Origin of the sequence: Vibrio sp. K4 (genome assembly GCF_051122595.1) — a bacterium.
Classification (GTDB): domain Bacteria; phylum Pseudomonadota; class Gammaproteobacteria; order Enterobacterales; family Vibrionaceae; genus Vibrio; species Vibrio owensii.
On record NZ_CP178578.1, the window covers coordinates 1,913,368 to 1,935,128 of the forward strand.

General features: G+C 43.9%; 24 protein-coding genes. 7 read left to right on the forward strand and 17 right to left on the reverse strand.

The window, feature by feature from the left end; translation table 11 throughout:
• Positions 1 to 49: 49 nt before the first annotated feature.
• Both ACLIIY_RS26085 and ACLIIY_RS26090 read right to left on the reverse strand, forming a co-directional pair.
• Positions 50 to 241 (reverse strand): hypothetical protein, encoded by a 192-nt coding sequence (locus tag ACLIIY_RS26085; protein WP_009699168.1) that lies wholly within the window; start codon positions 239 to 241, stop codon positions 50 to 52.
• Between the two features lie 83 nt (positions 242 to 324).
• A complete protein-coding gene (locus ACLIIY_RS26090; protein WP_434528825.1) occupies positions 325 to 1,260 on the reverse strand; it encodes a universal stress protein in 936 nt (311 codons plus the stop codon).
• A gap of 498 nt (positions 1,261 to 1,758) precedes the next feature.
• Here ACLIIY_RS26090 and ACLIIY_RS26095 point away from each other — a divergent pair, with 498 nt between their 5' ends.
• From ACLIIY_RS26095 to ACLIIY_RS26105, 3 genes are all read left to right on the forward strand, one after another.
• Positions 1,759 to 2,322 (forward strand): carboxymuconolactone decarboxylase family protein, encoded by a 564-nt coding sequence (locus ACLIIY_RS26095; protein WP_039839501.1) that lies wholly within the window; start codon positions 1,759 to 1,761, stop codon positions 2,320 to 2,322.
• Positions 2,323 to 2,449: 127 nt separating this feature from the next.
• Entirely contained in the window at positions 2,450 to 3,148 is a 699-nt protein-coding gene (locus ACLIIY_RS26100) for an IclR family transcriptional regulator (RefSeq protein ID WP_041053224.1), read from the forward strand.
• A 147-nt stretch (positions 3,149 to 3,295) separates the two neighbouring features.
• Positions 3,296 to 3,988, forward strand: a complete 693-nt coding sequence (locus ACLIIY_RS26105; RefSeq protein WP_039989068.1) for an SDR family oxidoreductase — start codon at positions 3,296 to 3,298, stop codon at positions 3,986 to 3,988.
• Between the two features lie 212 nt (positions 3,989 to 4,200).
• Here ACLIIY_RS26105 and ACLIIY_RS26110 read toward each other — a convergent pair whose 3' ends face one another.
• The 3 genes from ACLIIY_RS26110 to ACLIIY_RS26120 all read right to left on the reverse strand — a co-directional run bounded on the left by ACLIIY_RS26110 (position 4,201) and on the right by ACLIIY_RS26120 (position 7,776).
• Positions 4,201 to 5,250 (reverse strand): carbohydrate porin, encoded by a 1,050-nt coding sequence (locus tag ACLIIY_RS26110; RefSeq protein WP_434529528.1) that lies wholly within the window; start codon positions 5,248 to 5,250, stop codon positions 4,201 to 4,203.
• A 330-nt stretch (positions 5,251 to 5,580) separates the two neighbouring features.
• Complete coding sequence (locus tag ACLIIY_RS26115; RefSeq protein WP_038896546.1) at positions 5,581 to 6,831, reverse strand: aromatic amino acid transporter; 1,251 nt, start codon at positions 6,829 to 6,831, stop codon at positions 5,581 to 5,583.
• Positions 6,832 to 7,140: 309 nt separating this feature from the next.
• Positions 7,141 to 7,776: a LysE family translocator gene (locus ACLIIY_RS26120; RefSeq protein ID WP_434528826.1), complete on the reverse strand. Its 636-nt coding sequence runs from the start codon at positions 7,774 to 7,776 to the stop codon at positions 7,141 to 7,143.
• 569 nt (positions 7,777 to 8,345) lie between these two features.
• Here ACLIIY_RS26120 and ACLIIY_RS26125 point away from each other — a divergent pair.
• Together ACLIIY_RS26125 and ACLIIY_RS26130 are read left to right on the forward strand one after the other, a co-directional pair.
• Positions 8,346 to 9,014 (forward strand): winged helix-turn-helix domain-containing protein, encoded by a 669-nt coding sequence (locus tag ACLIIY_RS26125; RefSeq protein ID WP_434528827.1) that lies wholly within the window; start codon positions 8,346 to 8,348, stop codon positions 9,012 to 9,014.
• Positions 9,007 to 9,465, forward strand: coding sequence for a hypothetical protein (locus ACLIIY_RS26130; RefSeq protein WP_045417836.1), 459 nt, complete (start codon positions 9,007 to 9,009; stop codon positions 9,463 to 9,465). The genes ACLIIY_RS26125 and ACLIIY_RS26130 overlap by 8 nt, the downstream gene beginning before the upstream one ends.
• Positions 9,466 to 9,493: 28 nt before the next feature.
• On the opposite strand, the gene ACLIIY_RS26135 is transcribed toward ACLIIY_RS26130, so the two are convergent.
• Both ACLIIY_RS26135 and ACLIIY_RS26140 read right to left on the reverse strand, forming a co-directional pair.
• Complete coding sequence (locus ACLIIY_RS26135) at positions 9,494 to 10,000, reverse strand: IbrB-like domain-containing protein (RefSeq protein WP_434528828.1); 507 nt, start codon at positions 9,998 to 10,000, stop codon at positions 9,494 to 9,496.
• A gap of 232 nt (positions 10,001 to 10,232) precedes the next feature.
• Entirely contained in the window at positions 10,233 to 10,700 is a 468-nt protein-coding gene (locus ACLIIY_RS26140; protein WP_434528829.1) for a hypothetical protein, read from the reverse strand.
• Positions 10,701 to 10,944: 244 nt separating this feature from the next.
• Here ACLIIY_RS26140 and ACLIIY_RS26145 point away from each other — a divergent pair, with 244 nt between their 5' ends.
• Positions 10,945 to 11,946, forward strand: a complete 1,002-nt coding sequence (locus ACLIIY_RS26145; RefSeq protein ID WP_434528830.1) for an NADH:flavin oxidoreductase — start codon at positions 10,945 to 10,947, stop codon at positions 11,944 to 11,946.
• Positions 11,947 to 12,079: 133 nt separating this feature from the next.
• Here ACLIIY_RS26145 and ACLIIY_RS26150 read toward each other — a convergent pair whose 3' ends face one another.
• Together ACLIIY_RS26150 and ACLIIY_RS26155 are read right to left on the reverse strand one after the other, a co-directional pair.
• Positions 12,080 to 12,640: a hypothetical protein gene (locus ACLIIY_RS26150; protein ID WP_009704581.1), complete on the reverse strand. Its 561-nt coding sequence runs from the start codon at positions 12,638 to 12,640 to the stop codon at positions 12,080 to 12,082.
• Positions 12,641 to 12,711: 71 nt separating this feature from the next.
• The gene (locus ACLIIY_RS26155) at positions 12,712 to 13,056 is read right to left on the reverse strand and encodes a hypothetical protein (RefSeq protein ID WP_054823880.1); all 345 of its coding nucleotides are present in this window, start codon (positions 13,054 to 13,056) and stop codon (positions 12,712 to 12,714) included.
• 166 nt (positions 13,057 to 13,222) lie between these two features.
• On the opposite strand from ACLIIY_RS26155, the gene ACLIIY_RS26160 reads away from it, so the two are divergent.
• The gene (locus ACLIIY_RS26160) at positions 13,223 to 13,900 is read left to right on the forward strand and encodes a response regulator transcription factor (RefSeq protein WP_434528831.1); all 678 of its coding nucleotides are present in this window, start codon (positions 13,223 to 13,225) and stop codon (positions 13,898 to 13,900) included.
• Positions 13,901 to 13,914: 14 nt separating this feature from the next.
• Here ACLIIY_RS26160 and ACLIIY_RS26165 read toward each other — a convergent pair whose 3' ends face one another.
• From ACLIIY_RS26165 to ACLIIY_RS26200, 8 genes are all read right to left on the reverse strand, one after another.
• Positions 13,915 to 14,445, reverse strand: a complete 531-nt coding sequence (locus tag ACLIIY_RS26165) for a type II secretion system protein (protein ID WP_434528832.1) — start codon at positions 14,443 to 14,445, stop codon at positions 13,915 to 13,917.
• A gap of 15 nt (positions 14,446 to 14,460) precedes the next feature.
• Complete coding sequence (locus ACLIIY_RS26170; protein WP_041053241.1) at positions 14,461 to 15,732, reverse strand: sensor histidine kinase; 1,272 nt, start codon at positions 15,730 to 15,732, stop codon at positions 14,461 to 14,463.
• An 11-nt stretch (positions 15,733 to 15,743) separates the two neighbouring features.
• Positions 15,744 to 16,436 carry a response regulator transcription factor gene (locus ACLIIY_RS26175; protein WP_061009148.1) on the reverse strand — a complete coding sequence of 231 codons (693 nt, stop codon included), beginning with the start codon at positions 16,434 to 16,436 and terminating at the stop codon, positions 15,744 to 15,746.
• A 17-nt stretch (positions 16,437 to 16,453) separates the two neighbouring features.
• On the reverse strand, positions 16,454 to 16,996 hold the full coding sequence (locus tag ACLIIY_RS26180) for a prepilin-type N-terminal cleavage/methylation domain-containing protein (protein ID WP_009704587.1): 543 nt from the start codon (positions 16,994 to 16,996) through the stop codon (positions 16,454 to 16,456).
• Positions 16,997 to 17,036: 40 nt separating this feature from the next.
• Positions 17,037 to 18,734: a GGDEF domain-containing protein gene (locus ACLIIY_RS26185; protein WP_434528833.1), complete on the reverse strand. Its 1,698-nt coding sequence runs from the start codon at positions 18,732 to 18,734 to the stop codon at positions 17,037 to 17,039.
• A gap of 329 nt (positions 18,735 to 19,063) precedes the next feature.
• Complete coding sequence (locus tag ACLIIY_RS26190) at positions 19,064 to 19,537, reverse strand: type II secretion system protein (protein ID WP_434528834.1); 474 nt, start codon at positions 19,535 to 19,537, stop codon at positions 19,064 to 19,066.
• A 212-nt stretch (positions 19,538 to 19,749) separates the two neighbouring features.
• On the reverse strand, positions 19,750 to 21,411 hold the full coding sequence (locus ACLIIY_RS26195; RefSeq protein WP_434528835.1) for a SpoIIE family protein phosphatase: 1,662 nt from the start codon (positions 21,409 to 21,411) through the stop codon (positions 19,750 to 19,752).
• A 21-nt stretch (positions 21,412 to 21,432) separates the two neighbouring features.
• Positions 21,433 to 21,693 carry a hypothetical protein gene (locus tag ACLIIY_RS26200; RefSeq protein ID WP_005443088.1) on the reverse strand — a complete coding sequence of 87 codons (261 nt, stop codon included), beginning with the start codon at positions 21,691 to 21,693 and terminating at the stop codon, positions 21,433 to 21,435.
• Positions 21,694 to 21,761: the final 68 nt, after the last annotated feature.

Genomic DNA, 21,761 nt, shown 5'->3' on the forward strand with positions numbered 1-21,761 from the left:
AGTCACGATCATCCATTTCAATATAGACTTATATTCTCAATGGTTCGAGCTACTTGCTGTCGGGGACGACGTAGGAACGCAAGTCGCTAAAGGTGTTAGCTTGGTTAAGTACGTAAGCCGACTCTTCATGCACAAAGTTAAGTGCATCGTAGGAACAGTCGCCGATTTCGTTTCTCGGACACACATGAATGTTCGAGCGTTCAACCATTTCAGTTTGGCAAATAGGACACAGTTTTTTCATACCATCCTCCATTGAGAAGTCATCAGTCTGTCGTGATCGTGCTTACCTCAGTGTTTCTCCTTTCAATATTCGCGAATGACTGGTTATTTAATTGGGGATACGAAACCCTCTGGCTTCATCGCCACCAAAGAGCAGTTGATCGATTGCAGAATGTTCTCGGCAGTATTACCGATCACAAACCCTGAAATACCGGTTCGAGCTAAGGTGCCCATGACCAAAACATCGATTTCTGTTTCATCGACACATTCTGGAATTTGGTCATCTGGTTTACCATGCAGATGATGAATCACCATCTCACCAGAGATACCTGAGTCCTCGATCAAACGTTGAAGTGCTTGTTCGTGATTTGCTTTAGCCCGAGACACTTCATTGGCCAACTGCGACTCTTCTACTTGGATCCAGACATGGTTATCTAGATAGTTCTCCAAGTAGTGTTCCCAGCAAGAGATAATGTGCAATCGGCTGTCGCACGTGTCTGCAATCGAGCGAGACAGTTCCAACAATCGGCGCGAAAGCGCTTGTTGCTCGTCGCTGACCGTCATCGGATCCACGGCAACGGCAATACGTCGTTTGTCTCTTGGTTTAGAAATTGGTCGGTGAAGCCATAGCGGGCAAGGACACTTGCGCAATAGCGTCATGTCTATCGCTTTAAAACCCTCCGCTCCTTCACTGAGCGGCTCAGCCTCTTTAATGATCAGGTCGTTATGATTTGTGATGGCTTGTTGGATAATGCAAACCGCTGGTTGTTCACTGCTTTGTACTCGCAGCGGAAACGGCACTTGCTCTTCAGCAATGTCGTGTTGTTCACGTAACTTTTTCACACTCTGCTGAAGCGAATCGTGCAAAGATTGCTCGTAGCTTTGTTGATACTGAGCGAGATCGGTAGGAAAGTCTGGACAGGCAATTAAACCTGATACCGGAACGCGATTGTTGGCCGCAATTCTGATCGCTTGACCCAGTGCGTCACTGTGCCCTGGCAGTCCTTGCGTAGCAAAAAGTATGTTCTCGAATCGTCTCATACACACCTCCTTGATTGACTAAATATTAACCAAGTTAAACCGCCTTTTTCTAGCACGTAATTGTAACCACTCATTAGGTGAATGATATTTGTTCTCACTCAGTTATTTACGTGACAAATCACCGCAAATACGTGCAAAAATCCCCCCTTTCCGGCAGTGACATGTAACAAATTACGTCAATATTGGTTAGAAGTTTCCGTCCATAGCTCCAACATCCCTACTCATTTTTGCGTCTTACACTATGCTTATTCTGGCCAATTTAAAGCCCGTCTTAGAGAAAAGGGAAATTCAGATTTAAAAAATTTAATTATGTTAATTAATAACTTAACAACCAAACCCAAGCTTCAAAGCAAGTTCAATACTAGGTTACTAAAAGTTAACTAATTGATATTAAGGTCTAGGTAACCATAATAAACCACATAACGCAGTTCGATTTAGCGAACGCGCTTACATTCAATGTCAGGCACACAGTGCAAAAATCTCACGGAGAGAAAACTCATGACTGAATTCACTTACTACACAGCTGAAACGGCACCCGAAGAATCAAAAGCATTAGTTGAACAATCGCTGAAAGGCTTTGGTATGTTGCCTAACCTTCATGCGGTTCTCGCAGAAGCACCTGCTACGTACGAGGCTTACAACAAAACGTTTGAACTCTTCATGAAAAACACCACACTCAGTCCGCTTGAACAACAAGTGGTGTTTATGACCTCTAACTTCGAAAACAAGTGTCATTACTGCATTCCTGGTCACACATGGATGATGAAAGCCGGCAAAATGCCAGACGAAGTGATTGAAGCGTTACGTGAAGGCACACCAATTCCAGACGCAAAATTACAAGCCTTGCATGATTTCACTAAAGAGTTACTTGATAACCGCGGTCATATCGGTGACGACAGACTACAAGCGTTCTTGGATGCTGGTTTCACGCAGCGCCAAGCGTTAGAGGTATTAACCGGATTAGCGGCGAAGCTGATTTCTAACTTCACCAATGCGCTAGCGCATACTCAACCAGACAAGCCATTCGAGAAATTCGCTTGGACACACCCTAGCGAACGTTAATCACCAAAGTTTCTAATACTTACAAGCCCAACGATGGACAGATCGTTGGGCTTTTCTAATTTAACAAGAGAAGCTATTCTCAGGCTTTGTTCCTTCACATTTCTTACACCGTTACCCGAGTAAAAACGTGTCCAAAGAACCCAAAAGAATTCAATCCGTTGAGCGAAGCTTTACCATTCTAGAAGCGCTTTCTTTACATAATGCGCCTATGTCATTACAGCAAGTCAGTGAAGCTGTCGCGCTTAATAAAACCACGGTGCACGGTTTACTCGCGACCATGAGTGAGTTGGGATACGTTTCTCGAGTAAAACAGGGCTACACATTGGGACTGCGATTTCGTGATCTCTCCAAGCCACTTGAACAAAAGGACGAATCGATTCGTCGGCACTTTGCTTCTCTTTTGAAAAAGATGGCTCAATTGACAGATAACACCGCCTATCTTGCTGTTCAAAGTGGCGCGCAGGAATACCTTTATCTGGATGCCATCGAACGAGATAACCCACTAACGATCCGCAGCCCACGCGGCAAACGTGAGGGGCTAACTACCTCTGCAATCGGCAAAGTCTTTTTGGCTTTTGATGAGGAACTCAGACGACGTTTGCGCTTGCAAGACCAACTTTCCCCGTCGTTAGAGAAAGAACTGAGCGTGGTTGCCGACAATGGTTATGCGTTGGACTTGGAAGAAGCGGAACCGAACTTAAACTGCCTTGCCATCCCGCTCTATCTCGAGGGAGAGCTCGTTGCCGTCGCGGGTGTCAGCGGTCATGCAAAAGAGCTAAACCAGCAGCGTCTAATTCATTTTGCGTCCGTCTTTTTGAAACGCTAACACGCCTCCTATTCTTGGAAAAATAACCACTTAGCTTATTGAATTCGACATTGTCGAATCTTGCTAAGTTTGTTCCCTTTCTAGCGCCTTTTGTTCCGGTTCACTCTTAAACTCGCCACATACTCAATGAATGTTTAGGAGTTCCCTATGTCTACTGTTTTAATCACTGGTGCAAATCGTGGTCTTGGTTTGGAGTTTGTTCGTCAATACGCAAACAAAGGTTGGCATGTGCTAGCCGCCTGTCGCGCGCCAGAATCAGCAAATGCACTGAATGAACTAGCAAAAAATAACGACAACATTGAGCCATTAACGCTCGATGTAACCAAAGAATCCGACATCAATGCCCTAGCAGATAGTCTGAATGGCCGCCCTATCGACCACTTGATCCTAAATGCAGGCGTGCTTGGTGACGATTGCGCGAAACTCGGTGAAATGACACAAGCTAAATGGCTAGAAGTGCTAACCATCAATACCGTTGCTCCTGCTCTACTTATCCAAGCGTTACAAGACAACGTTGCAGCTAGTGAACTCAAAACCATCGTCGGTATCTCGACTCGCGTCGCGAGCCTTGGCGATAACAGCTCAGGCAATATGTACAGCTACCGTACGTCTAAAGCGGCACTGAATCAAATTCTGGTATCAGCAGCGCAGAACCTTCGCGAGAAAGAAGTGAAAACATTGGCGATTCATCCGGGCTGGGTACAAACCGATATGGGTGGCAAAGACGCGACCTTTACCGCCGAGCAAAGTGTGTCTGGCATTATTAATGTTGCGTCAAACTTAACGCTAGAAGAATCTGGCAGCTTCCGAGTATTCGATGGCTCAAGCATTGAGTGGTAATCGGTACACAGAAGCCAACCAGTTTCTTTTCTCATGGCACATTAATTAGCCATTATTTAGTTGAGACTTTAAGACCAAACGAGAGAATGAAGGCGCTAACAACACGCTAGTTCTCCAATCCAATTAGCTACACACTCCTTTGTATCTTGTGGTCTTTGACACGCGCGGCCGTCGCCGCGCATTTTTTTACTCAAATGTTCAACGACGCGAGATTAAAACGTTAGTCTTGCTCTAAGGCCAAAGATCAACGCATTTTCCTCGCTTGGATTCCACGCTAAATCACTGACGTACTGAAGATTAGGAGTCAAGGACAGTGCGCCAAATTGCATTCGGTAGTAGACTTCCGCATTGACTATCTCGTCGATCTCCATCGGTAAGTTCGGCTTAGCCCATCCCACGGCCATGCCCAAAGTATTACCATCAAAGCCTAAGTATCCGGTTCCGAACGTGAACGATGATTCGTACAGTGATTCGTCGCCGTGTGAGACACCCGCTCTGACAAATGGCATCCAATCCCCCATAAGGTAGGTTGCAGAAACATTCACACCATAGTTTTCCGTTTCTTGTTCCTGTTTTCCATCACTGTGCCATAAGGTCATGTGGATGTTCTGAACATAGAAAGCATCTTTCGCCCCTATCCAACCAATTTCCAAAGACTTAAAGTACTGGTTATCACGCACAATTTGGCTCAACCCATCAAACGGCTCCGTTGAATCGGCGAGCGCATCAGAAAAGCTCACTAAGCCATAAAAATTATCCGAAGTAATATGCCTTAGAGTAAAACCTAAAGTGGACTCATCCGGAATTGGGATCGTACCAACGCCGGTGCTGAATTGGAGATTTGAAAAGCCAGCATAAGGATTACCAAGCGCGTAAGTATCGACATAATCTGTACTGTCGAGGAACCCGACCATCAGTTCAGTATTTTGTTGGTTGAACTCTTGTCGCCAGTACAAATTAGTTAATCGAAGACCAATGTCGCTGAATGCAGGTTGAATGATGCCGTAGCCGCCTAAATTATCGAATATGTACATCAGCGTTACATCATTAGTTAAACGATGCTTGTGGTCGACTCGAAGCTGGACTTGCCCAACATTGCCACTCTGATCCTCAAACGCCGTCCAGTTTGCGGTAACACGACCGATACCAGAAACCGCATAGTCGTCTTTGTCTTCCATCGCAGCACCCGAGCCAAGGCCGAAAAGAAAGTAGTCTCCGTTAATTTTCAAATTGCCGTCGACATATGCTGCACTCACAGGCACCGAACTTAACAAAACACCTAATAATCCAGTGTATTGTAAAGCGCTTATTTGTTTTTTTGATTTTCTGTTCGAATGATTATTCTTCGTGTAATTAATTGTCATTTTTAACGTCCTTTAATTGTTTCTATCGTTATTGCTTGACGAAATACTTAAATAAAAAATCCTTCTTCAATGAGAAACTCTCCGACTATTCATTTAAATGGGACATCGAAATTTAAATAGAGATATCCGCACCTTAATGAAAACATCAGGTGTCATTTCAATCCGTAAAACGAATTCAGGTCATATTAGTTGGCTTTTATATTCGAGTATTCGTCATGAATATTGGATTTATCCCGTGAACATGGGGATAACATCAAGTAATGTCAGCAGGTGGATGACCATGACCGCGATACCAAAAAGTAAAGAAGCCCACAGCACGGCACTTCCGCCCTTTACCGTAAAAGTAGGCTCTGCACTCTTATCGTTAGAGTCTTCGCTGTTGTCGCCTGCTTTTCGCTGAGCTCTCAGTTTGGCAACCAGAGCCGCTGGAATAATACAGGCCCAGATTGCCGCAGCGAACGCTGCATAGCCGATGGCAATAAGAAACCCAAACGGGAATAGCAAAGAGAGAACCAGTGGAGGGATAAAGGTTACGCACCAAGTTTTGGTTCTACCTTCTTTGGTGTCATCAAATTTGAATAGGTCGGCAAGGAAATCAAACACGCCAAGTCCTACTCCAATAAAGCTTGATAAAATAGCAGCGACAGAGAAGGCACTGATGACTTGTGAGATAAACGTCACTTCAATCACTTTGCTCAGCTGATTCAAGAGCGCATCTGCATTGCCACCCGCTTCAATGACATGGCTGAATTCACCACGAGGTAAGTTACCGTATATTGAGAGCAGCCAAGCGCTATAAACCACAAACGCAATCACCGTTCCGCCAATCAACGCCTTACCCGCTTTACGTTCGCTTTGGTAGTAGTCTCGCAAGGAAGACACCGAGTGATGATAACCAAACGAAGCAAGCGCAATTGGCAACATAGGCGCCACGTAAAGCACGTAGTTCGCGCCCTCGTCACCGGAATTCAGCAACACGGACAGGTCGATTTGGCTTGCTAATCCTGAGATCCCAAACACAAACGAGATAACCATGAAAAGGATCAACAATACTGAAATTCGGTCCACCCAACGCGTTGAATGCCAAACGAAAAAAGAAAACACCATCACATACAATAATGAGGTCACTTTGGCATTGACTGAAAACATATCCGCCAATACCAACCCAGCAGAGGTAATGTAGGCGTACAACAGGATACCGCCAACAAAATACACCGCTAAGTTATTGATGATACTGATAGGTTTACCTAACACGGTTTCAGTTACCGTGCTGAACGATGCTTTGTAAGGAAAGGAAGAGTACGCTTCAAGCAGAAGCCAACCGGAGAACGTCATGATGATCATAGTGCCGAATAGAATCAGCAACGCCCACCATGTCCATGCGCCTGATGCTGCGGTAGGCAAGCCAAGCATACCAGCACCAACACAAACGCACGCAATAATACAAGCACCACCATAAACAGAGGGAGACTTATTCATACTGATGCTCCTTAATATGGTCTACACACATCTGACCCAGCGGATCAATTCGTGCTTCTGCACAATAACTCCATTTCTTCCAATATAGTGTTTTATCTTTTGGTGTTAATAATTCAACATTGTTTATATTTATCATTACTTTTCCCTTTTTATTTTGCACTATTATATTTAAACGAAAAAATCAAATAGCCCTCCTATTATTTATGAAATTATCTTTAAATTTTTATACCAAGATTAAAGCCAAGTTTTAAAACCCAAAAACCCTTATCGTGAAGATAATTTTCACGAGCTCACTTAGAAAACTTATATCTAGTTAATTACCGCCAAGAGCCCTAATAAAATGAATATCGAGCCTGACCACTTCGACAAATAAATCCATGCATTGTGTTTTAAAAGCAGTGCAGCACGTAATCGTGATGCAAGTAGGACACTCAATAAGTCAGCACAGCTAAATACAATGTTGGTGATGATGCCGAGTAGTAACAGCTGAGGCCAAATATCTGACCCAATATCGCGACTTACAAACTGAGGCAAAAAAGCTAAGTAAAATAACGCGGCTTTGGGGTTTAGAACATCTACGATGATGCCATCAACAAAGACCCTCTGGTCAGAATCATGCTGACAACCAGATTGTTGTTTCTCACACCAGACTTGTGTCTGAGCTTTGTAGATTCTGGTAATGCCAAGCCATATAAAGTAGACAGCACCAAGATGTTTCATTGCCTCAAATACCATTGGTGATAGTACGAAAGCGGATGACAAACACACCGCAGATAAGACAACGTGGAAGTACCCTCCCAAATGCAACCCAATAACAGAAAGGATACCCGCTCGCTTACCACAACTTAAGGTTTGCCCCACGCTATAGAGCATTGCTGGCCCAGGCATAAAGGCATAAAGAAATATCAACAAAAGAAAAGCCGTCATTTCTGGCGTTTGGATCATCCGAGACTCCCTTTGGATGCAGAACAAAGATGTACAAATAACTCGTTCAATTCGCTCCGTGATATGCATTCCACAATCATGTTTATTAAGCGCAAAAACCTATGTTAGAAATGCAAGCATCCTCTACCTCGCTCAATAAAGGTAATTAATCATCGTTAAATAAGAATTAATAATTGAAACGTTAGAATGCATGGAACGATAAGTAATCCCCTCAACGACCATGCCCTGATTGCGATTACCTAAAATATCTTCACTTTTCAGATTCATTCCTAAACATTAAATAACCATATCTAATTTCTTCATCTTGTTGACTGCAACCAATTGACTGAAATTGTGCGAAGAAATTCTTCATATATATGCCTGAGATCGGTTGGATAATAAAGGGTGACGACATTTAACAAATATGAATAAATAGTCCATTTTTTTGTGGGCAAGATCCCTATAAACAACAATCGAACATGTAAATTAATGATTAATTACTTATATATTTAACATTAAACCAACACCATAAGGGTGAACTTTCATACCATTTATCAGCGTTCAAAACTAAATAATAAAGGTGGAGCTTTATGAGACCTCAACAAATAGACAGCATTGAAGTGCCAATAGGAAACTGCACGCTGAAGCGAACCGAATCCGGCGCTGAGCTCATTCTGGGAAATGGCAAGTCGTTCTCGATTACCATACCTGAGAGTTGCATCTTAGATCGTTTATGCAAAAGCCCTGGTGACGTTGTCGTGAAGGATGAATTGATTCTTGAGGCTTGGGGAAGTGCGGAGATCATCGGTCCAAATTCGCTGCCAGTCGCGATAACCAACTTAAGGAAGGTGCTAGAAATCGACAATATAAAAATCCTTAATGTGCCTAAGAAAGGCTATCGGATCCAAATACCCAAACAAAATACAGACGTAAAGAATAAAGACAAAGATTCTTTGATTGATGAACCCTCTAATGTTCAAGTCGATGCGTTAGTGACCCATACCGTAGAAAGTTGTCGTTGCGAAAAGCGAAAGTTCTTTCTTTCGATATTCATCATTTTTGTTTGTGTTTATATATTGTTCTTTTGGTGGCTTTCATGGGTGAATTTAGAATGCAAAGAACTTAAAACAGGTCAAATTTGCCATATTGAAGGAGATAATCCACCTTCACTCTTAACTAAAAATAAAACAGGGAATTACTTTTACTCTACTCGTTCTGGCTTAATTGAATTAAACAATGAGGAAAAAGCAAATGATTAATAGAACCGTTATGGCACTCGCTCTACTTTTAACTGTAAGCATTATTCTAACGATTCTTTACTCGTTTATTAATGGAGCAACATGTCGCTATTCCATCAATTTTAAAACCGATGAGAGAGATACTTTTATGACGTGCTATCGAGGCAAGGTTGTTGCCATGCATTCAAAGCAGAGTGAGCATGGAGATTTGTTATCTAAATGGAAGGTGGAGGCAAGGCAATTTAAGCTAGGCGATCAAGTCATTCATTTCATCTACAGTCGAAATCCGATAGTCGATGATCGGTTGCAAGACTCTAATGACCACTTTAACCATGTGACATCAGGGTATCGTGTGCTTTTTTATAACTCTAAACGTCATGGTGACAAAGTGTATTTGTTTAAGAACTTTCCGCGATACAACGTACACGTCGGCACAATCAACGGAAAACTCGATTATTGGGACCAGCAGTAATCTACCCTGCTCTGTTGTGCTAGCGAGATTACTCCAAGTAAGCAGAGAGGCTAGTTTGTCGTGAATACTCCCCTAGGTCGCCAATCTGAAGCACCTTTGATATTTCGCCGTCGAGCATTCCTATTTCTTGGTTGATACGCTCGTTACTCCAACCTAGTTGAACGAGGTTGATGACAAGATCCGCAAAGGCCTCAGAGTCCGTGGTACCTCGGGCGCTGTTATGCCGGATAGACGAGGACATGCAATTCGGTAGGCAGGTATCAAATACCACGCAAGGCGCATAACCAGGGATAGGTTGTAAAACAGGATGTGACTGTATTAGCTCAAATCGATGAACACCATCAATAATGGTAAACGCTTTTCCTTTGTCGATTTTGTTGACAATGATCGGGGATGTGATGCCATCTATGAGCAAAGAACGTTTCAGCAAATCGCGCTCCGCCGGCTCCATCGTATTGGCCTTATAGCCATTTGCTTTGATTTTGGCGATGGGAAGCAATTTCACGTTACAGACTGGCGGTAGATTCGATGACATTTCTTAGACGAGTTGTGTAAACGTATTGTAGAGCGATACCTTCTCCTCGTTGGATAGGCCGCTCTGTTCTTGCTCTGATGAGCTTAACTGTGTTGTTTTCACCATATGGTGCTCCTTTGACAGTGGTGATTGAGAGAGTTTGTGATTGAACGATGGAAGAGATGAATTCGGGACGTGGTACTGCCGCGATATAACGGCTTAAGCTATCTTGCGTTTTCCCAAATTCTTTATGTTATTGCTTTTGAACATTTAAGATTTGCGCACGCCATTGTTCGAAGTGTTCAAACAGCTTTTTTCCGAGTTCTGGATGGTTATCTCGGCGCGAGAGGTAAAAACGCTCTACACAAAAGTAGAGGTTAGAAACCATCACTCCTGAAGCATAAACTTGCTTGCCATCAGGTTTGCACATCCGAACGCAGAGATAACCCGCTGTCCGATTACGCGCATTTTCGATAAGGCAGAACAACACACCTTGGTCGAGAATTTGTGCACAAAACGACTCTGGCGTGTAATAGAGGTTGGTTATCCGAGATTGGCTAAAATCGAGCACCCGACGTGAATTTTCGTCGTCCTTTCCGCTTTCAAGTATTGAGCTAGATATTGAACTCGATTGAACCATACAATGCCCAGTTAACTGCTCGAAGTTAAGCCGGTTAATGGCTTCAAAATCTGTCGGACTGACCTCACGAACCTTCCACATACACACCTCTTCTTTTATCGGGTTCCGGTGTTCTTTCTTATGTCATCGTGCATATTGTTGACGCACAAAAACGTGATGCTTCAGTTCAGCGAAGATCGGTAATGAGTAAAATTAAATTAGCGTAATTTATGAAAATGTAAGATAGAAATTCGAAGTATTCGGATTGAAACAGAAGATTCGCACTCATATTCTTGGCAAAGTGACATAGAATATTTGCTCTTATTTCGATAACACGAGGGATCGTATGACTCGCTTTACTCCATTGAACGTCGCGAAACACCAACTCAACAACCGTTTGGTTGTGCCACCTATGGCCTCTCAAACCGCGACAACCGATGGCATTGCCACCCAAACCACCATTCAACACTATGACAAACTGGCGCAATCGGGTGCAGGTCTTGTGATGGTGGAATACAGCTTTGTGGATTTTACCGGCCGAAGTGAACCGAACCAACTAGGTGTACACAGCGATGACTGCATTGAGGGAATACAAGCGATCGCAAAAGTCATTCATGCTCGCGGTGCAAAAGCTGGCTTTCAGATCACGCATTGCGGCGGTAAAGCACAGTTAGAGGTATGCCCTGATTTAATGGGACCTTCCGGCATAACCGTCCCCGCTTACGATCGCGTGTTACCACAACCAAAAGCAATGACGTTGGAAGACATGCTTGTTTGGCGTCAGAACTTTATCGATGCTGCGCTTCGTGCCGACAAGGCTGGGTTTGATTTTGTCGAACTGCACTGTGCCCACGGTTATGGCTTAAACCAAGTTCTTTCTCCGGTAACAAACCAACGTGATGATCAATATGGTGGATCATTAGAAAACCGTACTCGTTTGGTGGTCGAGATCATCGAAGCAATCAAAGCCAATAGTAACATTGGGGTGATGGTGCGAATCCCCGGTCAAGACCTTTACCCAGAAGGATTAACCCAAGAAGACATGGTAGAAGTGTGCCAGTTGCTAATCAAAGCAGGCATAGACATCATTGATGTGTCATCTGGCATTGGTGGATGGAATCGTCCTAAAGATCGCCGCGGCGAAGGCTATCTGGTATCAGAGTCCACCTTCCTCAAGCAAGCGGACTTGGGTGTTCCTATCATTGGTGTTGGTGGAATTGAAAGCGCAGAGTACATCGACCAAGCCGTAAACAACGGTTGGCTCGATTTGGCAGCTGTTGGGCGTGCCATCTTGAAAGACCCTCTCGCCTTCAATCAACAAATCATGCAGCAAGAAGTCAGCGCATAACCTCCCTATTCAAAAAAACAAATGCCGAAGTGAACTGCATCACCTCGGCATTTTTGTTTTCGTGGTTGTTTCTGTTTTTTGGTTATCTTTACTTTCGTGGTTATATTTACTCACGGTTAAGGCAGAAGACGAATTACCACTTAACGATACCCAACGTCACTTTAACGCCGCCAACGAGCGTTGACCCGCCATAATCTTTTGCAAGACGCAGCAAAGTGTCATGAAAGCCCAAGTTTGGAAATGCCGCTTCCACTTCTGCAATGACTTCTTTACTCAACCCCTTACGAACACTGCCTTTGGTTGCATCAATCCAGTCTGCTTTTCGGCATGCTTCGATGACTTTCTGGTGCGGCCCTTTATACGGCGAAATCTTATGGTGCCAATGAATCGCACCGCGCAAAGCATCAGGATCTAACCCCCACTCAAAGTGTTCATTATCTGCCAAAGCAACCGCTTCAGAAGGCTCGAGATAAGCCAATTCATGGTCAGTCCACAAACCAATGTCGTGATAAACAAATGCCGTTTCAACTAACTGCTCGTACTGCTCATCATTGCCGAGGAAATGCATCGCATAAGTGATGGTTCGATAAACATGATTACGATAGCCCGGAAAGTCATCTCCGATTTGATCTTTATATTTGGCAAACAGCAATTCGACGCGTGGACGCTCCAATTTGATTTCGATTTGCGACATGTTTAATGGCCCCTTACCTTTCTTATGTCATCGTTAAAGCATAGCACCAGAATTTGTTTGATTATGGTCACTTAGCGCTCTTGTTTCTCACCCTGTGCCAATCTCATCGCTTTGTTCACCGCCACAAGCAATGCTTCATATTCTTCCCCATAAATATTGGCGATAGGTACAACGCTCCCAGTTTGATTCATACGCTCGATATCATTGGTAATGCACGTAATGGGTTTCACACAGTTACGAACCAACCAATAGATTGTTGTCCACGTAAAGACACCAGCAATAAAAAGCAGTGAGATAAGAACTTCTATCGAAATGTTCGGCCTTGATAGCGCAACCGTAGACACAGCAATCGACGCCCAAAAAAGCATATTGCACGTTGCCAACAATGCCACCTTAAAGTTAGTAGAGCGCCTCATTGCAAACTCCATTCATTCAATTGGTTGCTAAATTAGCATTTCGTGGGTTATCAACTGGTTAAAGCGACCGTTATCGTGACCTAAAATTTCTATTTAAGTATTTGTTTTTCTGCGGTTCTGGCTTAATAATCTATACTTCGCTTACCGCATTCTGCTGGAGAAAAATGTGACGCGCTCAAATACACTTCAATTGCTTTTGGTCGAAGACAACTTGGAACTGGCAGAAACCACTGTCGAACACTTTGAGCTTGAAGACATTAGCTGTGATCATGTCTCGAACGGCGTAGCCGCGTTAGAGTTAATAGCCAAGACGCACCACGATGTCGTGATATTGGATTTGAATTTACCACGCATGTCTGGCATAGAGGTGTGTAAGAAATTACGGGAACAAGGCAGTGATGTCCCTATTATTATGCTGACTGCGCGGGACACACTAGATGACAAAATCGTTGGCTTTGAAGCTGGTGCTGATGACTATCTCACCAAACCGTTTGCCTTTGAAGAGCTGTTAATGCGCGTCAAAGTGCTCTCTCGACGACGCAGTGGCGAAGTGAACCTTCTGCAGTTGAAAGACTTAAAAATGAACGTGAAAGAGCGCCATGTCATGCGTGATAGCGATGAACTCAAACTCTCTCCTACTGGCTATCGCATTCTAGAAGTCTTGCTGCGCGCCACTCCAAACCCCATCAGCCGTGAAGACTTAATCCAGAAGGTATGGGGAGATGAACAGCCAGACACCAACAGCTTAAAAGTGCACATGTTCAAATTAAGGCATGCACTCGATGATAATTACGAAGAGAAGCTGCTCCAAACCATCAAAAACTTTGGGTTTGTCTTGAAGTAACCCCTCAACGATATCTAGCAAGCGTCAGTCAGTAATCTTACTTCTGGAGTGGTGATGTTTTGGTACATCACTTGGCATTGGAAGTTGACGCTTTTCTTATCCAAATCAGAAGTGAAGAAAATATAGATTTGGTTGTTTGGCGTGCTTTTGTCAGTAAACAGATCAGCAGCATTGGGATCTTTTTGAGCCGTAGTTAAAGACACCGCATCAATATTGAGCCAAGCTAAGACTTGTTTGTTCATGTCATCGAATGAATCATTACCGTCTACGCGTGGGTAACCATCTCTAAGCGGAACCACAACGCCATTGATGACGATCTCTTGCTCACCTTGATCCAAACCTTCGACAATGGCACGCGTATGCACCATTTCTAGACCTGCTCGCATTGCTGCTTCAACCGTCTCCATAACCGCAACCTTTGAATCCTTTTGCAGGTTCAGGAATCTCGGCGCAGCAACCACGGCGAGAATACCCAAAATCACGATAGCGATAACGAGTTTAATCAATGTAAAGCCTTTGTTTTTCATGCCTACACTTGTTTTCATGCTAAGAATAGCCCTTTAAACAAACGTCACTTTCACTGCGCGACCATCTTCCAGCACTTGTTCTTCATACTGCCAGTAATACTTGTCGCAGATTTTCTTGATGATCAACAAACCCAAACCAAACCCCGTCGTTTCATGAGTCAGGTCTTTTTGTTTATCTCGATTGATCACTTGTACTTCCAGCCCTTGCTGTTTGATGATGACCTCACCTTCATTGGTGTGCTGAAAGGCATTGCGCACAAGATTGGTAATCACGATTTTGCACATTCCTTCTAAGTGCAAACATTCAAAGCTATCGACCGAGGTTTCAACCTCTACCTTCTTTCCAGATAACAAGTATCTTTGCTCGTTCACGACCTGTTCGGTTAATACGCCCAGACTGGTCATCGTTTCTCTGAGTTCTGTTGACTTTTCGTGGTTGAGCCATAACAAACTGTCACACAAATCGGACATGGCTAAGCTGTTGTTTTCGATTCGCTGCAGATTCTTCAGTAAACGCTCTTTAGGCATATCACTGGCGATCATCTTTTTCATCAGTTCCGAATTAGAGCGAATAACCGCAATTGGCGTTCTTAACTCATGGCTGGCATAACGAATGAAATCTTGCTCTTTACGGACACTTTTCCGGACTGCCGACACCGAGGAGTTGATAACTCGCGCCATCATGTTGAGCTCAGAAAACTTAAAGTCCGGAACCTTGGATAAATCGTCTTTCTCTCGAATATTGATTGCCCAGTTTTTCAGCTCTTCAACCGGTTTGGTGATTCTCTTGATGATGGTAAATACCCCAACCAAAAAGAAGATCAGCAGTACGGTAACAAAAACAACGATGTAATCTAATTGAGGCAGCAAGTTGATATTTAGTGTGTCGGCGAAATCATCGAAGGCGTTTTTGTTGATTTTGACTGCAACAAATTTGGTTTGAGCGTCCACTTCACTTTTGATCAACAGATAGATAAAGCGGTTGGCATTTCTCCCTGCGCGATACTCAGTCTCCGTCGCTTTAAATAACTTCCCTACCGCGAGCTCTTTTTCAACAAACTTGAGTTGAAATGCCAAGGGTAAATCATCCCAGTTGGCCGTGATGATAAAAGGCGGGTTGATGATGGGTTTGCCTGCTTGCGGCTCTTCCGTTTCCGCTTTCACCAGCATGACACCTTTGGTCACAAGATCGATACCAGTATAGAGGTTATAGGTGCTATAAGAGCCCGCAACAACGGCAAGGATTAACCCTAACACCGCAGAGACGGTGATGACGTACACTCTAAGACTGTCTTTGATCTTCACTGATGATTTTCCTATTGATGCCGCGACTCAGACTTGAGCACATAGCCAAAGTTAGGAAGCGTATGAATAAGCTTGGTGTTTTGCCCCTTATCCACCGCCTGACGCAGCTTAAACATGTGAACTTTCAAGCTGTTACTCTCTGGTGACGCATCGCCCCAGACCAATCGCATTATCTTACTTCGACTTACCGGTGAAGGACTAGCGCTCATCATCACTTTTAAAATATTGTAGCAAGTCGGCGATAACGTTAGAGCAATTCCAGCCCGATAAGCTTGCCTCTGCGTGATATCCAACACTAAATCGTCCACTACCAAGCGATCTGGCGTACCGCTACTTCGCTTCAACAGCGCAAGAACACGGGCCATTAACTCTTCTAGCGCGAAGGGCTTTACCATGTAGTCATCCGCACCAGCGCTGAACCCTTTAAGCTTGTCGCTGAGTTCACTTCTTGCGGTGAGCATCAGTACGGGTAAATCGATGCCATCAGCTCGAAGGATTTCACAGACTTTGATGCCGGATAAATGAGGTAAATTCACATCCAATATCACCAGATCGTATTCATCCGATCGTGCCAACTGTAATGCCATTACCCCATTGGCTGCATGGTCGCTGTGAATACCATGCAGCTCCAGATATTCCATAATGGTTTTTGCTAGTTCAACATTGTCGTCCACCAGCAGAACATGTTTGTGCGTGACTTCCATTTACGTTTCGCTCGTTATTAACAATCTTCAGTTTCCAGTGTTGTAATACTGTGCCCTGTTCTACTTGCCGTTGCTGGCGTGTAGTGGATTCGGCAACGCAGTGTATCAAGTTCACTCCAATCGCCATAAAACTGTGGGAAGATCCAAAATCCGCCGTCGTAATCCGTTTCAAAGTTGAGTTTGTCTTCACCGTGCAAATCATCGTTAAGAGGAGAAACGTCAACATTCACCAAAGCTTTGAACTGCGACAGCGCTTGATTCGGAAAGACATCAAACCATGGATAATTGTCAGCATTGGTTAGACGAATTTGCTGACCATCAATGACCATACAGCGCATTTGCTTGTGGTAATCACAAGGTTGAATCTCAGTAGACGGTATTTCTGACTTGGCAGAAAACATAGCAAACGAGGACTCAATAGCGCCTTTGGTCGCTTGCAGTGTTGCGATTCTCGCGTCGGATTGTAATCCCATGAACTTAGGAGCCGCTGTCACCGCTAACACGCCTAAAATCACAATCACCACGATCATTTCAATGAGAGTAAAACCTTTGTTTTTCATTTAAAACTCCTAACATTTACAACATCCCTGTTAGAAAGTTTTAGATAACGTAATCCACACTTAATTGGCGCTTAAAGCGTCGTTTTGCCGAGTACATGTTCTTGTCAGCTAACTCAATCGCAGCATCAATATCGTGATTTACGACTTTTGATAAGCCGTACGCGAAAGACAAATCAAAACCTTTTTCTGCAAAGTAACGCGCCATTTTCGCGTTTAGTGCGTTCAATCGATTTTCAATGTCTTCGTATGCTGAAGAGTCAAAAACAATCACAAATTCATCGCCACCGTAGCGAATCACCACATCTTTTTCGCGTAGCGATGAACGTAATAAACACGCGAAATCCACCAAACAATTATCACCAATACGATGGCCGTAGTTGTCGTTTATCGCTTTAAAGCCATTCATATCAAGAAAAGCCACGATGCGATTATCGTAAGACGCTAAGTGGTACTTTAAGAACGAACGGGTATAACACTTGGTCAACTCATCCTTGGTTACATCCATTAGTCCAGTATTCGACGGACAAACAGTCGCAATGATGAATTTCTTGCCGTTGTAGACCATCTTTTCGCGAATCGTGTCGTACTCAATGCCCTCGAAAAACTCTTTGTCTTTGTGGAACATAAGATGTTCGTCTTGCAGCAAGTTCTTATCTTTCTCTAAGCACAAACGGTAGCTTTCGTTTTCATGGATGATCTCTTGCGGTTTCACACCAACAATACTGGTTCCGACCAACTCTCGGTGTGCCGCATTATCAAAAATCACCACACCTTGCTCGTTTCTCATGATGACCAGCTTCTCAGCTGAATCGAGCATCGACACAACGCCGTTCGCAATAATCGATGTATTATTGAAATAGATGTCTCTTAGGTTGCTCAGAGTCGTTTTCACGTCTTCATTGTGCACGACGCCCAAAATGTCATGGTCTTCAATAAAGCGATTCACTTCCTCGCTCTGTACATCTTCAATATTGTTTTCAATCAGAAAGTTATAAAGCTTGTAATCTAAATCCAAGCTCATTCGTAGCAGTGCTTCTACGGGTGCATCTTGCTCAAGGTTGGAAAAGCAATCTAGCTCAACAATCTCCTCTAGCGGCATTGCTGGATAGAAGTAGAAACCTTGAATCGTTGGCTTTTCAGCAAACAATTCGATCAGTTCTTTTTGACGCTTGTTCTCAACACCTTCAAAAACAACTTTGTGTGTACATAGCGTTTTGATCTTTGAGTACAAAAACGACAGGTGCTTAAATTTGCTGTAGTTTTTCTCAATGTCATGAACCAACGAACGGTCAAATTTGACTTCATCCGCACCGATAGTGAGCGCCAAATCCGCTCTTGCGAAATCTTTACCGAAATCATCAATAGACAGCTTGATGCCGTTGTCTTTTAGTAACGTAACGTGACTAAGAAATTCGTCGTTCAGCTCAACACCTTGATGCTCTACCAACTCTAAAGAAACGTTCTTTCCTTTTAGCTGCTTGATCGCACTGAAGACAAAGTAATCATTCAAAACACTGGTTGGGTAGATGTTGATGGATACCGGAATTTGAATGTCAAACTTCGCAATGTCTTCCAAACAACGCTTCATCACAGCGAGATCAAGCGCCATGTTGTCTTCCACTTCGGCGAAAAATTCAGGTAGTGTTTTTTCAACATCGATTGGTCGTAGCAAAGCTTCAAGACCAACGATCACGCCATCTTTTAGTTTTGGTTGGTACAACAAGTTGAAATCTGACATTAAGAGACCTTTATAAGTGTTTTTATTGAGTTGGGATTCACGTAGTTCGCTGACCAACACGTTCAATGACACTCGCCTCTACTTCCTGTTAATCATTAACAAGGTTAAATTCCATCTCAAAGCCAACGCTTTAAGAGGCACAGTGTGTGATATGAGTCATATCTTAAATTTCTCATGGTTAACGCTAAGTTAACGCCAGCCCCCGTTTTAATGATTAATTTTTATCGTCACCATAACGGTATGTTTTAAGTGACTTTTAGGGGAACTTTTTGAGGGAATACGCACAACTTTTGAGCACAAAAAAGCCACTTCAAAAGTGGCTCTAAGAATCATTTTGTTAACCCACTGCACTCTGCCGGATCTTTGATAACCACGGCTGTTGCTGGACTAGTCGCACCGGCTTGTGTGTACTTGATGCAAGTTTTGTCATAACCCGCAATGCCGAAGTGAATTGAAGCGCTGCCAGGGATTTCTTTGTGTGCCCAGTCTTCTCTCAAGCCTTGCACCACAATAGATAGGTCATTCAAGGTCGCTTTTGGATATCCGTAAGCGATAGCCAAATCAAGCGTTCCTGTGCCATCAGTATCCAATTTAGCCTCTTCTGCGCGTTCGACACCCATCAACGCCGCTTTGCCGTAAACAATGCCCATCGCACCGTTCATCGCCCCTCTTAACCCAGCAATTGCCGCGTTTCTCGCATCATCTTGCAAATTCAAGAATCGAGGCGCTGCCGTCACAGATAAAATACCTAAGATGACAATGACCACGACCAATTCAATTAAGGTAAAACCTTTCGCCTTCATTTTTTATTTCCCAACTACAAACGAGAGAAAAATCACGATGACAAGAGGCAGAAGCCCTGACTCTCCATCGGTTGACGGCGAATATACGACGGGGAAAGTTAACGCAGGGTTAACTCAAAACGGGCAGAAAAAATAAAGTTTAGGCAATCGATTAGCGCGCACAAAAATAATGTGAGTAAGAGGAAGATTTAAGCAGTATCACAAGCAAAAAGTTACGATTTCGATGCCATTACGACCGTAAAGCAATTGCGCTCCCCTTGATGTGATACAGAAAACCCATTTGTCATTTGAGCTATGAGCATCAAACCTCGTCCTGAAGGCATCCAACTCTCTTCATCGAATAGATTTGGCGTCTCAATTTGCTTTGAGGTGTAACTTTGGAAGGTTTCATCAGAAATGCGATTACCATAATCAAATACACGCACTTCTATGTTTTGCTGCTCACCTTGTGTTAGTTCGCATTCTAACTCAACCGTTTTTCCGCTTTGTTCTTGATAGGCATGGATGAAAGCATTGTTCATCAACTCAACCACACACAGCTCAAGGGTTTGCGCGACATGAGAAGAAACCGAATGTCGTTGAAGGAACCCAACCAATTCGAGACTCGCTTGGCGTGAAACTTCTAAAGACGCTTGATAGGATTTCTGGAATACCGAACTTGTCGACTTAACGGCTTGCGATTGTGCACAGCCCAACCATTGCACTTTCAACAAGCTCACATCATCGTCAATTTCTGGTTTTCCTTGCCAGTTTTGCACTTGCTCCAAAACGGCATTGATTTGTGCCTTTTCTGACATCGCTTTACTCTCTTCGATGTTGGATAGCAGCCGGTCAATGCCGTAAAGCTCCTCGCCTTGCTTGGCTTCCAATAAGCCATCGGAGAAGAACCAAAGCGCATCATTAGGCTTGAGTTGGATACTGCCACCTTGGTACATCATCGGCTCCAATGCCCCGACAATGAAGTTGTTGTCACCAACAAGTTCCAAGCGGTTTTGTTCCGTCTGTTGCCAAATGAATTTAGGATGTCCTGCAGTGCAATAATTCAGTTCACCGGTTTCGGTGTTCAACACGGCGTATTCGATAGTGAAATAGAGCTTGCTGTTCTGCGTTTGCTGGTAGCGTCGATTAAGCCTCTCAATCACGGCAGCAGGCTCACTGATGCGGTATTCGTTGTCGCTCCAGTCTAACGTTATCGACTCCGATTTGTTACGTTGTGACAACGTTTGTTGAATCGAGAATGCCATTAACGCCGAAGAAATACCGTGCCCGGAAACATCGAAGACATAAAACGCAACGTGGGACTCATCGAGCTCGACATAGCCCAACATATCCCCACCGATCTTGGTACAAGGAACATAAGTGAAGCTAAATTGTGCCGTATGAATCTGTTCTTCCACGGGCAACAGTTGTTCCATTAACTCTCCGGCAGAGTCCAAATCCTGCTGAATGGTTTGATACGCTAAATCGAGCTCTTGGTTTTTTGTCGTGAGCGTGTTGTGCAGTTCTAAGGTACGAAAGCCCGCACGGATGCGCGCTTGTAGTTCCTCTACAGACGTCTTCTTGTCGACAAAGTCATCAGCGCCTGCATCCATGCCTTTGATGATGGATTCTTGATCGTTACGGGAAGAGAGAAGCACAAAGAAGATATAACGGGAAAACGCCGACGATTTAAGCTCACGGCAAAGCTCGATGCCACTGATGCCCGGCATCATCAAATCACTGAGGACAAACTGAATGTCAGTTCGGTGAGTCAGCACTTCTAACGCTGACTCACCATCTTCAACGGCAATGACTTCGTACCCTTGCTTTTGCAATGCACTGGTCATGTAGAGCAGGACCGTTTTGCTGTCGTCGACCAACAATATGGACTTCATACCTCTCCTTGCCTGTTTGTTCTATTGCAGTACGCTACTCATGGATTGGGCATCTCTGAAACGGCTGTAATCTTCCGCTAAAAGTTGATGTTGATAACGAGTGTAAGACAACGCCTCATTCGAGATGACGATTTGGTTTTCTTTTTCCATCAATTGCCCACGCAGCAACTCGATTTGTTGATGCTGCTGACTATGGTTTTGATACATGGCAACGAGTCCGCACACAGACGCTACGAGCAGCGTACACAACACGCCATTGATGGTTTTACTTCGAACACGCATAACCTCTCCTTGTCGCTTGGTGTCCTTCATTACTTGGTGAAGTCCAATAATGATTGGGACGTCTACAA